This is a genomic window from Paenibacillus sp. NPDC058174, assembly GCF_042883865.1.
Classification (GTDB): Bacteria; Bacillota; Bacilli; order Paenibacillales; family Paenibacillaceae; genus Pristimantibacillus.
This window is the reverse complement of the sequence record NZ_JBHVUY010000002.1, coordinates 210,048-227,998: the sequence shown is the minus strand read 5'-3', so window position 1 is coordinate 227,998 and position 17,951 is coordinate 210,048. Positions and strand designations below refer to the sequence as shown.

The window sequence follows — 17,951 nt, the reverse complement described above, 5'->3', positions numbered from 1 at the left end:
TTATGATTGAAAAAAGGTGAATTACGATGGCAGGAGAAAATACAGACGTACGTCAAGCTGTTAAAGTCTACAAAGCACTCGGAGAGCCTACCCGAATCAAAATCGCCATGCTTCTTACACAAGATGCCGATTTATGCTGCTCTGATCTTGGAACCAAGCTCGAATCGGTAGCCAGCTCGACGCTTTCCCATCACTTGAAGCAACTGACAGAATGCGGGCTGCTTGATCAACGCAAGGACGGTACGTATATCTACTACCGCGTAAATCACAAAGTGGCGCAAAGATACGCGCCTTATTTGTTGGAGTAAATCATTGCCTCCATATGACGACAAGCTGTTAATGCTTTTGCTTCGCATTCAGCTCCTGCAGGCTCTGGTTCATTTCATCCAGCGATTTCTGCATCGCATCCATTTTGCGCAAGGAAACCATCTGATTGCCTATAATGCTTGAGATGCATAAAACAAAAAAAATGATGCTAATGATTAGCCACATAAGGTCCTCCTGATGTTATCAATTAATTAGCCGCTGCTAGCTGCTGCTCCATTTATCGCTGTCCTCGACAACACCCCAGCCCATTCCCATTCCAAAAGGGATCTCTTTCTTCTTATATAAGAATGTACCGTTTAAATCGATGCTGGGCTGATTAAAATCAAGAAGCTCGGAATCTCCGAACACTTTTTTGATAGGCGCTATAAACGTATATACGGTCTGTTCGCCTGGACGGAGTATAACCGGACGATTCAGTTCTGTTTTTCCTTCCAGCCTGAATGGATTATCGCTCGTTCCATTCGAGGTAATCACAGGAAAAGAAAGATAGAAATGAAGGTTCCTCAATTCGATCTTGCCTTCATTTCTCACTTCAATATTATATTCGGTGAAGTCTTCTCTCACTTGGAGAGCTACTGCTCTGATTCGAATATCCTCATCATTAAAAACGAGACGGCTGCCTGACGAGCAGCCCGCCAATGCTAGAACGCACAGAATCAATACGATGAAAATCCATTTTCTCACGCTGTTGCCTCGTTCCTTGCTGCGCTACCGTTGCAGGCTAGCGGTAAATTTAATAATCGCATCCGTTGTTCCTTTATCTTTCGGGTTGCGGGACAAATTAAGAAACAATTCGCGAAAAAGAGCATCATTACTCACTATTTCTTCCTTGTAATCGGCATTAAGCATCGCCATATACAAATTATGCAAAGCGATATCGAGCTCATCGTTTTCCTCCTCGTAAGAGGTAAGCGGCGACATTGCAGCCGCTGCTGCAACTGACGCTATGCACCGCTGATAAGAGGAGATACCCTCATCACCAGTCAACTTCATACTAAACCCGGTTATTACATTAGATAACTGTTCGATGAAGGTCCTGTCGATTTTATTCTGGACTGCCTCTTGTTTCTTCACTAAAGAGAAAATACTAAACAATAAAATAATAGCGGCCAGTATCAATATAACTGCTGCTGTGTGTCTGGATTTCAACACCTTAGATGCAACTCCCTCTTAATATTTGACGCCGCGAAGCCGATACATCATAAAACAGATGAAATAGATGAAGCTGGTCATGCCAAACAGCATAAACACGCCCGGCGTAACTACCATATACATGCTATACGGAAAACTCCAAATATATGCTGCCAGCAAAATCATGCTTTTCTCCAGCATGAGACCCGTGCCAAAAATAACGGCAGGAAGCACAAGCATCATAAAGGTAATAAATGCACTCGTTTTTTCCAGCCCTGGACCATAAGGATTCACCCATACAAAAATAATCCATAATAAAATCGTCGATATGCTGGCCGTATATCCAATTAGATTCGTCAGTTTGACTACTATTTTTCGATCCATCTCTAATCTCTCCAGTTTCTCTTCCAATTTGCTACAATTCACCTTTCAGTTTACCACTTTATCAATAATTGGAAAACAAAAGAAGCAGCAAAAGTCCTAAAATGACTTTGCTGCTCCCCAAAAGGCTACTATTTTATTGTCCGGCTCTATTAATCAGCTGCCGCACAACTAGGACTGCGCTCCATTTCATTAACGGAAATGATCGCATCGTTCTTCTTGACCGGCTTCGTCCAGTATTGCTCGCTGCCGGGAAGGTCGTCGAACCATTCGGCATCGGGCGGACAATCGAGCGCCATGAACTGCCCGTAATTATCGTCTCTTGACTGATGATACTTAAGATAGGCTTTGCCGTTATCAATGGCCAGAATTTCAATTTTGCCGGAGGTGTGGCTCATGGACAAGCGCACTCTTTTGCCCAAACCGGAAGTTCTTGCCTTCGCTTCCTCTACAATTTGATACACCCGCTCTAGCGGAAGCACAAATTCGCGATTGCCGGCCACCGGCCTGTTGACGAAAAAGTAGTAAGGCGTAACGCCTGCCCACGACAGCTGGTCAAGCAGCTCGCCCAATACGGCCGGATCATCGTTAATGCCCTTAAGCACCGGAGTTTGGTTCACGACAATCGCCCCTGCGTCATGCAGCGCCTTGAACCCTCTTCTAGCTTCTGGCGTAATTTCACGGGGATGGTTAATATGCGCCATGACATAAATCCGCTTCTCCTCCGTCGAATGGGTGCGAATCAGCTCCAGCAGCTCCTCGTCCTGATAAATCCGCATCGGATTGAATACCGGAATTTTGGAGCCGAGCCGGATGATTTTGACATGATCGATGCTTCGGAGTCCTTCAATAATTGTACGCAGCTTGGAGGTTGCCAGAATGAGGCTGTCCCCGCCAGTGAGAAGCACATTGCTGATCTCAGGAGTTTGCGCAATATAAGCAAGCCCCGGAGCTACATCCGACATCGCTTCCTTGACGTCATTGCGGAACAACCGCTTGCGGAAGCAGTAGCGGCAATAGGAGCCGCAAACCTCAGAGACGATCAGAAGCGCCGTCGTCCTGTATTTGTGCTGGCATCCCGGAACGACATAATTTGTATCCTCGTCCGAAGCATCCCAGCGTCCATACTCAGACAGCTCCCCTTCATTGGGGATAACGAGCTTGCGGATCGGATCATGAGGATCATCCCAATTGATTAACTGGAGGTAATAATCGTTGACGCGAAAAACGAATTTGTCCGTAATCGGCTTTAAAACGGCTTTTTCGTGCTCGGACAAATTGTCCATTTTTGCAACATCCGTAATGTACCGTACCTTCTGCACTGTATCTCTCTCCTTCGTCCCATAGGGTGAGAATAAAGGGAGCCTTTTGTGTCAAGAAGCCAGTGTGCCGCCAGCAGGGTCCAAAAAAAGACAAAAAGAGACCCTTAAAAAATAGGGTCTCTGGTTGATCACATTCAATTTGAAGCAGACCCATCCACTGCTGACGAGGTTAGCTGACGGGCTCGGGTAAGATGGTACCCTACATTCGCAAATGATTCGCCCCAATTGACTGGTTCCCCCGCTTCTCGGCCGGGTGCGGCCGAAAACTAAGCGTAGCTTTATTGTAAGCGATTGCAGGCCAATAAGTCAAAGCCGCTAGATGGTGTGGTACTTATACCGGCTCAAGGGCCCCGTAAGGATTGAACTTATAGCCGAGACTGCCGACTGTCAAAATAAACTTGGGGGAGGAAGGGTTCTCTTCGATTTTTTTGCGCAGCTTCGATATGTGCACCTTGACCGTATCTTTAGAGAAATTGCTCTCGTCCCGCCACGCAAGCCTGTAGAGCTGCTCAGTATGGAGCACCTGATTGGGATGGCTGGCCAGCGTCGTAAGCAGCTTGATATCCTTCGGAAGAAGTGTAACCAGCTCTTCACGAACTGTGACGGTCATACGTCTGAGATCGATGCGAAGTCCCGGATATTCCAGCACGTCCCTATCCGGTTCTGGAATAGAGGCTGCCGGGGGCAGAAGATCGCTCCACCGCAAATTCCCCTTCACCCGCAGCAGCAGGTCGAGCGGATCAAACGGCTTCTGAATAAAATCATCTCCTCCTGAAAGGAGCGCATTCACTTTATACTCCTGCTCCCGGTTGCCGGTCACGAATAGAATCGGCCTCCGGTAATGCGTGCGGATATGACGGCAAAAGGTGACGCCATCCATGTCCGGCAATTGAATGTCGAGTATGGTTAAATCCGGTTCCTCCGCAGCAAACAAATGGAACGCCTCTGCAGCGGATAACGCATTTCGAACCGTGTAACCCTCATGCTGAAGAAAAGATGTCACGATACTCTGAACATCTGGATCATCCTCAATGACGAAGATGATTTTTGGCCTCATATGGTTAACCTCCTAAAGACGGTATCTCTACAATATCACAGTGATCCTATCAACATTTTATGACAGATTGCTGTCGATTAAAATAGAATATGCTAGGATAATAGTAGAAAACATCGAATGCTCAGGAGGCCTCACCATGAGAAAAACATTGGCAGAACACAACCGGGTGTTTGCAGCCACCATATTATTATTTCTCATTGCGCTGACGGCACTGTGGCTGGTATTTATTCCGCAATGGAAACCGTTCTCCGGCGACGCTTCCTTAATCCGGCTTACGGACGGCAATGGACACTATAAAGGCAACAATTCCATGCAAGTATTGCCCGACCGGGAAGGCATGCTGGAGTATGAACAGGTTGTTTCTCCCCGCATAGCCGAGCAGTTTCTTCCGGCAGACGGACGCGCCGCATTCGGCTTGTCCGCAAGCACCTATTGGCTTCGGATGACAGTAGTGAATGAAAGTGAGACCGGGGAATGGGTGATTCGTCTCCACAATGCGGTTGTGGACCAGTTCGACGTTTACTTAGACGGCAATCGTCTGGGTGCGGAGGGAGTCTCTCCCCTGGGGGAGCGATTGAACGATCATTACGGCGCCTATGAGCTTGCGCTGCCTGCGGGAAAACCGGTCACGCTGCATATGCGGGTGACGACAGAAGGCTCAATGATCGTCCCGGTCGAGCTGCTTGATCGTGCGAGCTATCACGAGACGCTGCGGACCGAGTACCTGCTGTTCGGAGTCTACTACGGTTTCGTACTGCTTATGGCGGCCTATATGTTATCGATGTATATCTTTTTCCATAATCGCTCTTATCTCTACTATTCATTCTATTTAATTTTCTTCGCAGCCTCCCAGCTCATCTGGAACGGCATACCGCAAGAGCTTCTGGGTGAAAACCATCCCGTTCTCCAACTCTTGCTGCATACATTTAATACGCTCGAAGGCGTATTTGTATTTGTGTTCATCCTATGTCTTTGGTTCGCCTTGTTCTTCCTGGTGGGCGTCCTGGAACTAAAGCGCTACGCGCCGCAGCTCCTCCCGTTTGCCGCTATCGTGAAGTGGGCTTCACCGATCGTCATTGCCGGTCTGCTTTTCCACTGGCCGTGGTTCGTTACCCTTGCAATCTATTATGAAGCAGCAGTCGCCGCCTTCCTTCTCTCCGCTATCTGCTGGTGCGTTCTGAATGGCAACCGGACCGCCAGATATTTGATGCTTGGCTTTATTGCCATCATCGGCTGCGCTCTCCCGTCCGTTCTGTACACGTTTGGCCTCATGGACAGCAATCCGCTCACTCATTACGGCTATCAGTTCGGCTCCTTCGCTGAATTTATTATTCTCGCTTTCGCGCTTTCCTTCCAAGCACGGCAATTACAAAGAGAAAAGGAAAAAGCGCAGTCGCGGATGATCGTGCATCAGCAGGAGCTAGTCCGCACGCTCGAGCGCTGGAATGAGGAGCTGGAATCCACGGTACAGGAACGTACGGAAAAGCTTGTCCAATCGCAAAAGGAACGGGCTGAAATGCTGCAGAGCATTTCCCACGACATTCGTGCGCCGCTTACCGTTGTTCAAGGCAGCCTTCGCGCCTTAATGATGGGGATTCGGGTCGGAAGTGATGATAAAGGGCAAACGTTAGAAAAGCTGTACGACAAAGTACTGTACATGAACCGGTTCATGGACGATCTGTTTCAGCTTAGCAGGTTTGATGAATCGTCTGTGGAGCTTCCACTGGAGAGTGTACGGGTCAAGGACTGGATTACGCGGGAATTCCAGACGTCTGCGGAAGATATTCAGATGATGAACCACAGATGCGAATACCGGATTGAAGTGGAGGATAACCGGACGCTTCGTATTGATCTGCATGGCATTCGCCGGCTGCTGGGCAATCTGATCCATAACGCTTGCAAGTTCTCTCCGCTGGACTCCGTAATAATTCTGGAAGCGAAGAGCCTGCCGGATGGCATATCCTTCTCGGTACTAGATCAAGGGGGTGGCATACCGCCTGAGCATCTGAATCATATTTTCAAGCGGGCTTACCGCGCGAATCAAGCAGACCCTGCTTCGGGAAGCGGCCTTGGATTAGCGATTGCAAAGCAAATCGTCGAGCGACACAGCGGTGCCATTACCGTGGAGAGCCGTATTGGAGAGGGCAGCCGCTTTACGTTCATACTACCAGCAGATGAAGCCGGCTCTGCTGCCGGCCCCGGCAGTGAGCGTTCCTCTGCCTAGCAATAAGCCCCTCCCGCAAGTGTTAATCCGCTTGTGAGAGGGGCTTGTGATTACTATCAAATATTAGTTAGAAGATCCGGGTAACCCAGCCGTTCAGCTTCGCAATAGCCTCCACGAAGAAGTAATCACCATAAATGAGCGATACGTTCACGTCAACGTCAGCCGGACGATTGCCCGTCGCTTGCAGCAAAATCGCCTCATGCTCGGGCTGATCCCAGGTTGCGTAGTTGTGATGCAGCGAGATGAGGATTCGTTCGGCGGCATTGCGGTACAGACCTCCTTCAATTGCAGGGAGATGGGAGGAAAGCTCCAGCAGTCCCGATGCCGCACAAGCGCCAGCAGAGCTGTCCCGCGGCTCCTGCTCCAAGCGCTCCGCCGCGCGAAAATCCCAATGCGGGACGGAATCTTCCGGCAGGTTGGCTAGAAAGAAATTGGCGACCCGCTGGGAGGCGCGCAAATATTTCTCCTGCTTCGTATAACGGTAAGTGTTCGCTAAGCCATACAGCGCCCAAGCCGCGCCGCGGCTCCATGCGGAATCCGGACTGGCGCCTTGCCCGCCGATTGCTCCCAGATACTCACCCGTCTCAGGATCAAAGCTGACGATGTGGCGTACGGACCCGTCCGCCCGGACGAACCGGTCCACGACGGTATCAGCATGTGCTTTCGCGATATGCGCAAAGCGCGGATCGCCCGATGCTTGTGCAGCCCAGAACAGCAGCGACAGGTTCATCGTGGAGTCGACGATCGACCAGCCCAGTTTCTCCTGATTCCAAGCCCGCAGAAACCGGCCCTCGATATTATAGCGGCCTGCCAGAAAATTGGCGGCGAACAAGCCCCGCCGCAAGCCGTCCTCATCACCGGTCAGCTTATGCTTCATTATAGCCGTCGGAAGAAATTGAAAGCCGACATCGTGATGGAAATTGCTTGGCTGCATCATTTTCCGCTCCAGCTTCACATCCCACTCCCAAGCTGCATTCTTATACAGGTCATTCCCTGTCATCTCATACATAATCCACAGCATGCCGGGCCAAAACCCGGACGTCCACCAGTCGTGGCGCATATCGTCATACTTACCGTCTGCTTTGGCAACGTGCGGCGACTTGTCTCCTATTTGCGCAATCATTCGTTCTGTTTTATCGGCGATCATGGCTAGTGGTTTCGTAAAATCAAATTGCTGCTGCTCAGTCATCGTCTATTTCCCCTCCTCTTTGCCGCTGCTGCATTCACGGATGTCGCTAATGGTTGCAAATACCGTTGCCATCCCCTCACAGGCTGCGCTAACGATGGTATGGGATACTCTCGCTTGAGTATTGCTGTCCCGCTGCAATGAAGCAGCAGGGCCTCCGGCCGTGAAAAACTCCTCCACTGCTATACGAGGCGGTGGCGCTCCATGCGGATCAACGAATATGCTTGCCCGGCCGCTTGCCAGCTGGATCAGTCTGGAGCCGCGTATCGTTCCGAGATTGTCCAGCAGCCTGCCGTCTCCCGCTGCCCCGAAACGGATGAAACCAGCTGCATCGGGACAAAAAACGCCATGACGGTCATACGCTTTAACCGTTACCTCATATAACCCCGTCTTATCCTGCCGCTCCGCCGTCAACCGGATTTCTGCCGGTTCCTCCCACGGCTCCGTCTGATAGTGTAACACGAGCTCGTCACGGACAACGACGCCGTCCTGCTCGGCAACGACGCTCAAGCGATTCTCGCCTGGGGCGAATTGAACCTCCCAGCGCAAGCCTGCCGCCGGAAAATCATTCGAGTCCCGCCGCTTCTTTCCCTGACTTACACCATTCAAGAAAAGCTCTGCTGATTCACAGTTGGAGTAGGCCTTCACGACCTTGCTCTCCCCCGCCGCTCCCCATCTCACCGGCATGGATTGCCCAGCCAGATGAATCATTGGCGCTGTCGCCCAGTACGATTGGAAGACGTAATAAGCATCCTTTTTCGTCAGGTCGCGCTCGACGACGCCTTTCATATTTAAATATGGAATCGGCGAATCCGGGCGAACCGGCGTGGCAAAATCTTTAAACGCCCATTGGGCCGCACCGGTCAGCCAATCCATCCGTTCCTGCGCGCTCAAATACCAGTCGATCATTTCGCAGAAGTACGTCTCCGACCAATCGCCGTCACGTGAAACCCGCGGCTCGCCGCCAACAAGCAAATAGTCCCCGTCACGCTCGTCCGTCCGGCCCGCTCCGCCTGTTATGGAAGCAAAGCCGGTATACGGCGTCTCCACATGGCGGGTTGCGAGATTATCTGCTCCCCACTCCGCATGGAAAAACGAACGAACATCAGCGGCAGCCGTCTTGCAGCTTTCTTCATAATCAGTATAAATGCCGCGGTACCAGCCCGCCCATATAGAAGGCGAGTACACATCGACGATATCCTTGCAAAAGTCACAGCGCCGGATAGCCGTCAGCCGGAAAGGATCTAACTGATGCGACAACTCGTGCAGTTCCTTCATAAACGCTCTAATCTCATTCTGATCGAAATAATCGAAATCGCATTCCCAGTCGTTTTCGTTGCCAAGGCCCCAGAGCACAATAGACGGATGGTTCCGGTGCTGCGTAATCATCGCTTCCAGCATGTCCCTGCATTGCTGGCGATAGCCTTCACCGCCCAAGCCGCCGCGGCTCCACGGAATTTCCTCCCAAGCCAGAATACCCAGCTCATCACAAAGGTCGAGCACAATCCGGGATTGCTGATAATGCCCCAAGCGGATGAAGTTCACGCCCATCTCGTTGATAACTTGAAGCTCCTCGCGAATCATCGCTTCGGTCATCGCAGGTCCAACTCCAGCGTAATCCTCATGCCGATGCGTTCCCCGCAGCAGCAGCCGTTCACCATTTAATAGAAAAGGACCGTGGTCGACGAATTCGAATGTACGGAAGCCGAAGCGCTCGCTGAGTTCGGTTTGACCATGAGCACTTTCCAGCATGACCGTAACCGAGTATAGAGTAGGCGTATCGGTGGACCATCTCTCTGGATCTTTGAGTTCAAATTCGGCAATCCGTTGTTTCCCGTCCCAAGGCTTGGATTGAAGCGTGATGCGCCCCGCCTCCTTACCTTGCGGGTCATGGAGAATAACCGTAATAGCCAGCTCTTCTTGATGCTGCTCGGGATTGTACAAGGAGACATCGACCTGTACTTTCACCGGGCCTCTACCGGTCTTCGCCTCTTCTGGCGCTCCCGTCCACTCCATCGTCACCTGCACCTGCCCGACCGATATGGCCGGTACATATACGAGATTCAAGTACCGGTAAACGCCGCCGTACGCATGAAAATCATTGGCATCCGACGGAATCGTCTCCAGATCGCGGCTGTTGTCGCTGCAGATGGCAATCGGCACCTTGCCGGCATAACGCTCCATTTCGGCGGCTTCCTTGGCCGCGTCCGTAATATCTACTGTAAATTCATCATAACCGCCCAGATGCGAGCCCGCTTTACTCGTATATACATACACATCCGTCCGCTGCCCCGCCCCTTCAAAGTGAAGCAGAGTGCGCCCGCCCGGATAAGGATTATCGATATCTGCTTTAAGCCGGTACCAGCCTTGGCCTTGGTAATACGTCCGGTCCGGGTCCATCACATCATAGGCATTGTAGCTGTGAGGCAGCTTTACTTCCTGCCATGGGACATTATAATGATTGTTCAGCTTATCGCTGCGCCATACTTCCCAGACGCCGCCAAGGCTGCCGGTATAGTGCTGCCATCCGTCTATAAGCCGCTGTTTGTGCATGCTGTTGTTCTCCTGTCTTTTTTCTTTTTGGAAAAGCGTCCTTACGATTGCTATTCGACTGTCGAAAAAAGAGTTTCGCTGCGCGTTTTGGTTCATGCTGCCATTCTTGATTTCATTGTCCCATCGCTTTTCCGATGAAAAATGGATAAAATCTGCAAAAAGTCATCCTGAACTCAAAACGCTCCGCTCACCTCCACTCCCATTTCAACCATTGCAGGTAGAGAAATATACTGCTAGGAAAGCGAGCATGTTCAGGGACAAATAAAACGCGTTTGACCAATTGCATAAAAAAGTTTATTTAGCTAAACGTTTAGCTGGTTAACCACCGCTATCATCATTCGCCGTCCTCGCATCACTTTCATGTCCGCGAATAGTCTGCTGTGGGCCAGCTGCAACGAATCAAAATGTAAAAGTACAGGTTGTCAGCCGCTTTTTCGATGATTTATCGCTTCAAAATGCAAATGTGCAGTTTGATTGGTCAAAAATGGCCTCATAGAGCGATATCGGGCGATTTCAAATGCACTTTTGCATTTTGATCGCGATTTTGGAGCTTTTTGGCTTTATCAGCCTGCACTTTTACATTTTGTTGCCCATGCACCGCATGGTTGCAGAGGACTTGCGTGCATCCTCCAGGCTCTCCGAAAATGTGAGAGCGTCCTCGCGGACGCTCTTCGGCTTGCTATCCATAGTTCGTGACAATTCACAACGTACGCATACGTTGGCGACTGCACTCACTAATAAACTTATTGCACATTAGCGCCTGGACCGATCTCCACGCCCTCTTTTTTATTGAAGCGGTCCGTTGCTTCTTTAATAATGTCGTTACCGCCGTTCGCTTTCCACTCCTCGATCACCTTCGGCCAATCGGAGATGTTCTCTTTGCCGTAGATCATTTTGATCATGTGATCCAGGATGAACTTGGAAGGCTCATCGAATTTTGGAGCCAGATCCGGGTATTGCGTGTAGCTCTTCAGCTCTGGTGCGAATGAGAATCCGCCGCGTCCTTCATGCGGAAGGATCGATTCGAAGCTTTTCAGCATTTCCTCGCCTTTTGGCTCCATTGGAAGCTTTTCGGCGTTGTATGCCCCGTCTTTAATGAGCCAGAGCCAGTCGCGGCGCTGCTCGGAGAAGCGATCTTCCTCGCTCTCAGGCAGCTTGTAATTGATTTTGTCGCCTTCTTTCGTATAGTTCTCGCCTTCAATACCGAAGGAGAAGAACGTTGCCGCCTCTTCCGTCACCATGTAGTCGAAGAACTTCACAATCGCTTCTGCTTTTTCCTTGCTCAGCTTCGCATTGAGGTAAGCCTGCTCCAGCGTGCTGTTGTAGAGCATCATGCCGCCTTTGCCGTCCGGACCTGTCGGCGATGCGATCATTGCCAGCTTGCCTTCCGGCACGGCATTTTTCAATTCGGCTTCATAGATGCCAAGCTGGTTCGCATTGGCGTTGTAGATGCCGATTTTGCCGGAGTCGCGGCCCTTCGTCCACATTGCGCCGGTAATCGTCGCGAAGTCTTTAGCCATTAAGCCTTCGTCATACATCGCTTTGTAGACGCCAAGCGCCTTCATCATATTTTCGCTATCGAAGAACTTTGGAACGATCTGATCGCCCTGCTTCTCGTACATCGTGCTGTATGGCAGGACGTCATAAGCGCCCAAGATAAAGTCTGCATATTTGAAGTTTTCGCGGAAGCCGAACGGCTGCTCCACGCCAAGCTTCTTGAACTCGCGGAGCATCGGAAGCAGATCGTCGATCGTTTTTGGCGCTTCGATGCCCGCTTTCTCCAGCAGATCAGCACGTACAAACGTTGCACGGCGCGACTGCACGCTCAAATATTGCGGAATGGAGTAAATTTTGCCTTCATACGTAACGGAATCCCAAGCTTCCTTCGGAATCGAATTCAGCAGGTTTTGACCGTGGGTCTTGAGAATATCGTCCAGCGGCATAAACACGCCCGCATCCACCGCATCCTTCATCGCATTGCTGGACGGTGTCGTGTTGCCGACCAATACGTCCGGCACATCGCCGCCCGCGAACATCAGCGAAACCTTTTGCCCAAAATCCTTATGCGGAATCAGTGTGATGTTCAAATCGGTGTTCGTCCGCTTCTCCAGCTCCAGAACCCATTTGTCTTTGTTTAAGTCTTCGACGGATTCGATCGCTTTCATCGCGAGTGTACCTTTAGCCATCGTAAATTTGGTCGGCGCGGCAGCAGCCTCTTTTCCATTGCCCTTGTCCGTGCCTGTCTCCGAGTTTTTCCCCTTGTTTCCATCTCCGCAAGCCGCCAGCAAGCCGGCGAGAAGTATTACGCATAATAAGCTGAGCATACTTTTCTTCATGCCTAGATCCCCTCTCATTTTGTAATAGCGCTTACATTTTACAATTACTACCTTATCACGGTATAAAAACCGTTCACATGGTCTCATTTATGGCGCAATGGTTTTTTTTACGCTATTACGATTTGACGGAACCAACCATCATTCCCTTTGTAAAATACTTTTGCAGGAACGGGTAGACGATCATAATCGGGATGGTGGCAATAATGACGACCGCCATTTTGATCCCTTCAGGAGAAGACATCAGCGCGTCCTCGGCAGGCACATTGATTGATGAGCTGTCCGTAATGATGAATTCACGCAATCTCACTTGCAGCGGATACAGCATCCGGTCGTTGATAAAATAAAGCGCATTCGCATAGCTGTTCCAATGCCCTACGGAGTAGAAAATACCAAGCGTCGCCATAACCGGCTTCGACAGCGGCAATATAATGTTCCACAGGATCCGCATCTCGCCGCAGCCGTCGATTCGCGATGCATCGATAAGCTCATTCGGCAGTCCCATAAAAAATGAACGCATAACAAACAGGTTAAACGCGCTGATTGCGCCAGGAATCATCAATGACCATAACGTATCGTGAAGCCCCAAGCCTCTAACAAGCAAGTAGTTCGGAATAAGCGGTGCCGTGAAAATAAGCGTGAGCAGCACCATAATGAGTACCGGCTTGCGATAGACATATTCGGAACGCGACAGCGGATACGCCAGCGACGAGGTCATCGCCAAGTTGATGAACGTACCGACCACGGTCACAATGACGCTGACACCGAAGGAGCGCCAGATCAGCTTTTCGCCGATAACCGCCTTATAGTTCGTAAGGGTAAGATCGACCGGCCACAAATACACTTTGCCGCTGTTTATCGCTGCATTACTGCTGAAGGATTGCGCCAGAACATGTAGAATCGGCAGGATCATGCTCAGGCCTAATACGATCAGAAAAATATAATTAAACACGTTAAACCAACGTTGAGCGTTGCTTGTTCTTACCATGGGCTCTCCTCCTTAATATAATCCTTCTCCGGTCATCTTCTTGCTCAGCGTATTGCCTGTCATAATCAGGACAAGCCCCACTACTGACTTGAATAGACCGATGGCTGTCGTATAGCTGTATTGCCGGTCGAGAAGGCCCACGGTATAGATGTACGTATCCAGAATCTCGCCTTTGCCAGAGTTAAGCGTATTCAAAAAGATCGAAACCCTCTCAAAGCCAAAGTCCATGAAATGACCGATTTGCAGCAAAAACAAAATCGTAATCGTCGGCATCAGCGCAGGCAGCGTAATGGACATCGTCTGCTTCCAGCGTCCCGCTCCGTCGATCTCGGAAGCTTCATACAGCTCCGGGTTGATGCTCGTCAGTGCAGCAAGGTAAATAATCGTCCCCCAGCCTGCATCCTTCCATACGCCGGAGCTGACCAGAATGGTACGGATATAGGATTCCTCGCCCATGAAGTAAATCGGCTCAAAGCCCATCGCCGTAATAATATTGTTCACAATCCCGCTCCGGGGCGACAAAATCTCGATTGCGATACCGCCAATAACGACCCAAGACAGGAAGTGCGGCATATAAAAAACGGTCTGCAGCACCCGTTTGAAAAGCACCTTGCGAATCTCATTGAGCAGCAGTGCTAGGATAATCGGTACGGGAAATGAGATAGCCAAGCTGTAAAAGGCAAGCAAAAGCGTATTTTTCAATATCCGTAAAAAATCGGTGTACTGAAACATTTTCTGAAAATGCTCCAGCCCGACCCACGGACTGCCCAGATATCCTTTAAAAATATTGTAGTCTTGAAAAGCCATAACCGAGCCGAACAGCGGCACGTATTTGAATAGCAAAAAATAAAGAATGCCGGGAATCGATATAAAATACAGTGCCTTATACTTATTCAGATAGGCCCATCGTTCTTTGGCCGTTCGAAACCGCATCGGCCCGATTTCCGCTTCGATATTGCTTTTCGCCATGGGAGTCAACTCCTTGCATAGTTTGTACGACAATCGTACACTATGGCGCTGGGCGCTTACGATGGCGTGATCTTTGGCGGTATGGCTTTTTTTACGATTTGGGCATGTTCATCCGCACGACCGTTCCCTCGCCCAGCATGCTCTCAATTTCGAGACCGTAGTTGTCGCCGAATACAAGCTGAATACGGCGGTGAATATTGAGGACGCCAATTCCGCCCTTCCCCTCCGCCTCGGTCAGACGTTTCGTCTCCAGCCGGTTTCTCAATTGCAGCAGCGCGGCTTCGCTCATCCCCGAGCCGTTGTCGATAACGGATACGACGAAGTATTGATCCGTCTCGGTTGCTTGAATCTGAATGCGATGGCCGTCCTCCAGCCCTTCGAAAAAGGCATGCTGAAAAATATTTTCGATCAGCGGCTGAAGCGTGAGCCGAACCATTTTCTTCAGAAGGAAGTCCGACGGAATCTCGACTTCAATCTCGAAATCCTTGCCGTACCGATGCTTGAGGATCGCCATATAATTAAGCACATGCTTCAGCTCATTAACGACCGTAATTTCTTCCAGGCTCGTCTGAACGGCGTATCGCAGCATATGGGCCATACTTTTCACAATTTCGGAAACCTCATCCGAGTCTTGAACGGCAGGGAAACAGACGATCGTCTCCAGCGTGTTATATAGAAAATGCGGATTGATCTGCAATTGCAGCGCCTGAAGCTCGGCCTTCTGCCGTTCCAGCTCCGCTTCCCGCTTCGTATTCTCGGCCATATAGACCTGCTCGATCATATCGGACAGCTTGTTCACCATGGAGTTGTAGCTGACGATAAGCTCGTCCACTTCATCCTGCGTGCCGTTGAGCGGAATCCGGTTCCAGTCGCCTTTCTCCGCCTGCTTCATGCCCCGTCTCAGCTTGCGGATGGGACTTGTGAGGGAATGGCTGAACCGGTAAGCGAGCAGCAGCGCCAGCACCAGTGTAATCGAGCCGATCCAAAAAATATTCGTTCGTATGCCGATAATCGGCTCGCGCAAATCCTCCATTGGAATCGAAATTTGCAGGTTCCAATCCGTATAGGACGAGTGGCGGGCGATCGTAAACCGTTCTTCGCCGTCCTCCTTGCCGATGAACGACTGGGTTTTCCCGTCGGACAAACCTCTTCGTTCGGCAGCAGGCAGTTGTTGTCCGATTTTGCTCGCATCGGTATGGTAGACGATTTTCCCGTCTCTGTCTTCGATGTGAAAATAACCCCGCGGCCCCAAGTCGATGCCTTGCCATAATGCCGATAATTCAGTGCTGCGCACCTCTATGGCGAGCACGCCTTTGTAGGTCAACGACCGAGGCGCTCTCACTTTGCGAGCGAGCGTAATGGTCTGACCCTGCTGACCCGGGCTGATACTGGCATTGAGGATCATAATCTGGCCGTTATCCGGAATGTCTGCGAACAGCTTGTCCACGTAGGCCTTGGCCGACGGACTCGTAAAATCAAGGGAAGCGCCGTTGTTGACGCTAACGGTTCGTCCGTCCTGGCCGACCACGTACAAGGCCATTACTTCCGGATGGCGGATCATAATCGGCTCCAGCGCGTTCGTCTTGATGGTGGACGTGTAGTAATATTTTTCATAATATTTATCGGGATCGATTTCCAAAAACGACTTAATATCAGAGTTGGACAACAACGATAAGGTCGAGTTCTCGTAATTGTGGATATACTGCTCCAAATGATAGGATGCAATGTTGACGACCTGCGCCATGTTTGCTTCCGCCTGATCGCGCAGCTTGTCCGTCGCTCCATAGTACGTATACAGCCCGAGCGCAGCGAGCGGCACGAAAATAACGATGACGAAATACGTATACAGCCGTACAAAAAGCCCCTTCCGGCGTTTATGCCCCGCCATCTATTTAATCCCCAGACTGCTGCGGTATTCCGTTGGCGTGATGCCTTTGACTTTGCGGAACGTTTTGGCGAAATGCGAATAATCCTCGTAACCGATCTCGTGAGCGACGTCCACGATCCGGTAATGCGGCAAAGCGAGCAGCTGCTCAGCGAATTCGATTCGTTTGGCAATGCGGTAATTGATAAAGGTGACGCCGGTCGTTTTTTTGAAGTAGAGGCTAAAATAATTTGGAGTGAGTCCGACAAGATTGGCGACCTCCTCCAGCGTTACTTCCCTCGCGATGTTCTGCTCGATATAGGCTTTAACCTCGGACATAATGTCCTTGAAGCCGTCTCTTCGCAAGGCGAGCTCGTTCGTTACCGTGTGAATTCTGCGGCGGAACTGCTCTTGTATACCGCTGAATCCATAGTTGTCGTTGGACTCGCTTGAGCTGGATGCTGGCGTCAGGGTGCTCGGCTTCGCCTCCGAATGATTGTGGCCCTTCGCTTGAAGCCGGTCGAGCACCGCTTGGAATGAATCATTCAGCAGCTCTTTGAGCTGATTGGGGTGGTCGGTCCGTTCAGCGCAATAGCGCAGCCATTCGTCCAAGCACTGATCCAGCTCGGGGATCCGAAGCTGCCAAATATGCTCCGTAATTTCGTCGAGCCATTGCTTGGATTGCGTTGGCGTTACGACTCCCTTTTCCATCGCTGGCAGTATCCGGTCGAGCATTTCATGGATGTCCGACTTCACAACCGGCTTCAGCATATACTCCTTCACGCCGTACGCCACGCATTGCTTCGCATACTCAAATTCGGCAAAACCGGAGATTACGACTACGCGGATATATGGGTATAGGATCTGTATGCGCTTACAAAGTTCGAGACCGTCCATCTTCGGCATGCGGATATCGGTAATCAATATATTGGGCGGATACTCGGCGATTCGGGCCAGCGCTTCCTCGCCATTTTCCGCTACGCGCACACTTGTGAACGGTTTGCTGTACGTGGTCATCATATGCTTCAGGCCATTGCGAATAATAATCTCATCGTCAACGATCAAAATATGCATTCCTCTGCCCCCTCTAGAAAAGACTCCCTCTATAATAGCTCAGGTTGCAGACAGTTCCTATATGCGATTCCGATAAATGGATTGACAAAATGCTCCTTTGGGGGGAGGGGGGGCGTTGGTTAGCCGCCTAGAGCGCAGCTTTTTTCGCTATTTGCGAGGCTAGTAGGCTCGTTCGGGAAGGAGTATCAGCTCAGCCGCTTAACTGCTGCGAAGCTGTTTTCGCTATTTGCGAAGCTGAGTTCGCTCGACGGGTGGCATTAGCTCAGCCGCTTACCTACTACGAATCAAATTTCGCTATTTGCGAAACTGAGTTCGTTCGGCGCGCGGGGCTACACATTTTGCGAACCTGCTTCGCTGTTTAGCGAAGCTAAGTTCGCTCGGCACGGAGCAGCAGCATCGCCGGTCGCCTACAGCGAAGCTAGCTTCGCTGTAGCCGTAATCCAAGCTACGCGAGGACTCTTTAGCGAAATTGGGTTCGCTGTTTTGCGAACCTACTTCGCTAATGCACAAACACAATGTTACTTTTCGCTGCCGCCTCACTT

Annotated in this window: 15 protein-coding genes and 1 riboswitch; of the genes, 2 read left to right on the top strand and 13 right to left on the bottom strand. The window is 50.6% G+C overall.

Going from position 1 to position 17,951, the window contains the following annotated elements; genetic code table 11:
• Window positions 1-26: 26 nt before the first annotated feature.
• A complete protein-coding gene (locus ACFVVF_RS12630) occupies window positions 27-308 on the top strand; it encodes an ArsR/SmtB family transcription factor (protein WP_387809578.1) in 282 nt (93 codons plus the stop codon).
• Window positions 309-336: 28 nt separating this feature from the next.
• Here ACFVVF_RS12630 and ACFVVF_RS12625 read toward each other — a convergent pair whose 3' ends face one another.
• The 6 genes from ACFVVF_RS12625 to ACFVVF_RS12600 all read right to left on the bottom strand — a co-directional run bounded on the left by ACFVVF_RS12625 (window position 337) and on the right by ACFVVF_RS12600 (window position 4,218).
• The gene (locus tag ACFVVF_RS12625) at window positions 337-492 is read right to left on the bottom strand and encodes a hypothetical protein (protein WP_387809575.1); all 156 of its coding nucleotides are present in this window, start codon (window positions 490-492) and stop codon (window positions 337-339) included.
• 36 nt (window positions 493-528) lie between these two features.
• Window positions 529-1,011, bottom strand: a complete 483-nt coding sequence (locus ACFVVF_RS12620) for a putative periplasmic lipoprotein (RefSeq protein ID WP_387809572.1) — start codon at window positions 1,009-1,011, stop codon at window positions 529-531.
• A 24-nt stretch (window positions 1,012-1,035) separates the two neighbouring features.
• Window positions 1,036-1,479 carry a hypothetical protein gene (locus ACFVVF_RS12615; protein WP_387809570.1) on the bottom strand — a complete coding sequence of 148 codons (444 nt, stop codon included), beginning with the start codon at window positions 1,477-1,479 and terminating at the stop codon, window positions 1,036-1,038.
• Between the two features lie 18 nt (window positions 1,480-1,497).
• Window positions 1,498-1,842, bottom strand: a complete 345-nt coding sequence (locus tag ACFVVF_RS12610; RefSeq protein ID WP_387809568.1) for a hypothetical protein — start codon at window positions 1,840-1,842, stop codon at window positions 1,498-1,500.
• Window positions 1,843-1,991: 149 nt separating this feature from the next.
• Window positions 1,992-3,161 (bottom strand): KamA family radical SAM protein, encoded by a 1,170-nt coding sequence (locus ACFVVF_RS12605; RefSeq protein ID WP_387809565.1) that lies wholly within the window; start codon window positions 3,159-3,161, stop codon window positions 1,992-1,994.
• 143 nt (window positions 3,162-3,304) lie between these two features.
• Window positions 3,305-3,444, bottom strand: a riboswitch (cyclic di-AMP (ydaO/yuaA leader).
• Between the two features lie 48 nt (window positions 3,445-3,492).
• Window positions 3,493-4,218 (bottom strand): response regulator transcription factor, encoded by a 726-nt coding sequence (locus tag ACFVVF_RS12600; protein WP_387809563.1) that lies wholly within the window; start codon window positions 4,216-4,218, stop codon window positions 3,493-3,495.
• A gap of 136 nt (window positions 4,219-4,354) precedes the next feature.
• Between ACFVVF_RS12600 and ACFVVF_RS12595 the strand changes: the two genes are divergently transcribed.
• On the top strand, window positions 4,355-6,442 hold the full coding sequence (locus tag ACFVVF_RS12595; RefSeq protein ID WP_387809560.1) for a sensor histidine kinase: 2,088 nt from the start codon (window positions 4,355-4,357) through the stop codon (window positions 6,440-6,442).
• A gap of 67 nt (window positions 6,443-6,509) precedes the next feature.
• Here the strand turns inward: ACFVVF_RS12595 and ACFVVF_RS12590 are convergent, their stop codons facing one another.
• The 7 genes from ACFVVF_RS12590 to ACFVVF_RS12560 form a co-directional block, all read right to left on the bottom strand.
• The gene (locus ACFVVF_RS12590) at window positions 6,510-7,631 is read right to left on the bottom strand and encodes a glycoside hydrolase family 88 protein (protein ID WP_387809558.1); all 1,122 of its coding nucleotides are present in this window, start codon (window positions 7,629-7,631) and stop codon (window positions 6,510-6,512) included.
• A 3-nt stretch (window positions 7,632-7,634) separates the two neighbouring features.
• Entirely contained in the window at window positions 7,635-10,181 is a 2,547-nt protein-coding gene (locus ACFVVF_RS12585; RefSeq protein ID WP_387809555.1) for a glycoside hydrolase family 2 TIM barrel-domain containing protein, read from the bottom strand.
• Between the two features lie 743 nt (window positions 10,182-10,924).
• Window positions 10,925-12,517: an extracellular solute-binding protein gene (locus ACFVVF_RS12580; protein ID WP_387809552.1), complete on the bottom strand. Its 1,593-nt coding sequence runs from the start codon at window positions 12,515-12,517 to the stop codon at window positions 10,925-10,927.
• A 115-nt stretch (window positions 12,518-12,632) separates the two neighbouring features.
• A complete protein-coding gene (locus ACFVVF_RS12575; RefSeq protein WP_387809550.1) occupies window positions 12,633-13,502 on the bottom strand; it encodes a carbohydrate ABC transporter permease in 870 nt (289 codons plus the stop codon).
• A 12-nt stretch (window positions 13,503-13,514) separates the two neighbouring features.
• Window positions 13,515-14,435 carry an ABC transporter permease gene (locus ACFVVF_RS12570; RefSeq protein WP_387811413.1) on the bottom strand — a complete coding sequence of 307 codons (921 nt, stop codon included), beginning with the start codon at window positions 14,433-14,435 and terminating at the stop codon, window positions 13,515-13,517.
• A gap of 127 nt (window positions 14,436-14,562) precedes the next feature.
• Entirely contained in the window at window positions 14,563-16,359 is a 1,797-nt protein-coding gene (locus tag ACFVVF_RS12565) for a cache domain-containing sensor histidine kinase (protein ID WP_387809546.1), read from the bottom strand.
• A complete protein-coding gene (locus ACFVVF_RS12560; protein WP_387809543.1) occupies window positions 16,360-17,409 on the bottom strand; it encodes a response regulator transcription factor in 1,050 nt (349 codons plus the stop codon). It lies immediately after the preceding gene.
• Between the last annotated feature and the right edge of the window lie 542 nt (window positions 17,410-17,951).

Excerpts from the sequence above, each read along its gene's own strand:
- ACFVVF_RS12595 (WP_387809560.1), top strand. The coding sequence starts at position 4,355 with ATGAGAAAAACATTGGCAGAACACAACCGGGTGTTTGCAGCCACCATA.
- ACFVVF_RS12560 (WP_387809543.1), bottom strand. The coding sequence starts at position 17,409 with ATGCATATTTTGATCGTTGACGATGAGATTATTATTCGCAATGGCCTG.
- ACFVVF_RS12580 (WP_387809552.1), bottom strand. The coding sequence starts at position 12,517 with ATGAAGAAAAGTATGCTCAGCTTATTATGCGTAATACTTCTCGCCGGC.
- ACFVVF_RS12570 (WP_387811413.1), bottom strand. The coding sequence starts at position 14,435 with ATGCGGTTTCGAACGGCCAAAGAACGATGGGCCTATCTGAATAAGTAT.
- ACFVVF_RS12575 (WP_387809550.1), bottom strand. The coding sequence starts at position 13,502 with ATGGTAAGAACAAGCAACGCTCAACGTTGGTTTAACGTGTTTAATTAT.
- ACFVVF_RS12565 (WP_387809546.1), bottom strand. The coding sequence starts at position 16,359 with ATGGCGGGGCATAAACGCCGGAAGGGGCTTTTTGTACGGCTGTATACG.
- ACFVVF_RS12590 (WP_387809558.1), bottom strand. The coding sequence starts at position 7,631 with ATGACTGAGCAGCAGCAATTTGATTTTACGAAACCACTAGCCATGATC.
- ACFVVF_RS12625 (WP_387809575.1), bottom strand. The coding sequence starts at position 492 with ATGTGGCTAATCATTAGCATCATTTTTTTTGTTTTATGCATCTCAAGC.
- ACFVVF_RS12610 (WP_387809568.1), bottom strand. The coding sequence starts at position 1,842 with ATGGATCGAAAAATAGTAGTCAAACTGACGAATCTAATTGGATATACG.
- ACFVVF_RS12600 (WP_387809563.1), bottom strand. The coding sequence starts at position 4,218 with ATGAGGCCAAAAATCATCTTCGTCATTGAGGATGATCCAGATGTTCAG.
- ACFVVF_RS12630 (WP_387809578.1), top strand. The coding sequence starts at position 27 with ATGGCAGGAGAAAATACAGACGTACGTCAAGCTGTTAAAGTCTACAAA.
- ACFVVF_RS12585 (WP_387809555.1), bottom strand. The coding sequence starts at position 10,181 with ATGCACAAACAGCGGCTTATAGACGGATGGCAGCACTATACCGGCAGC.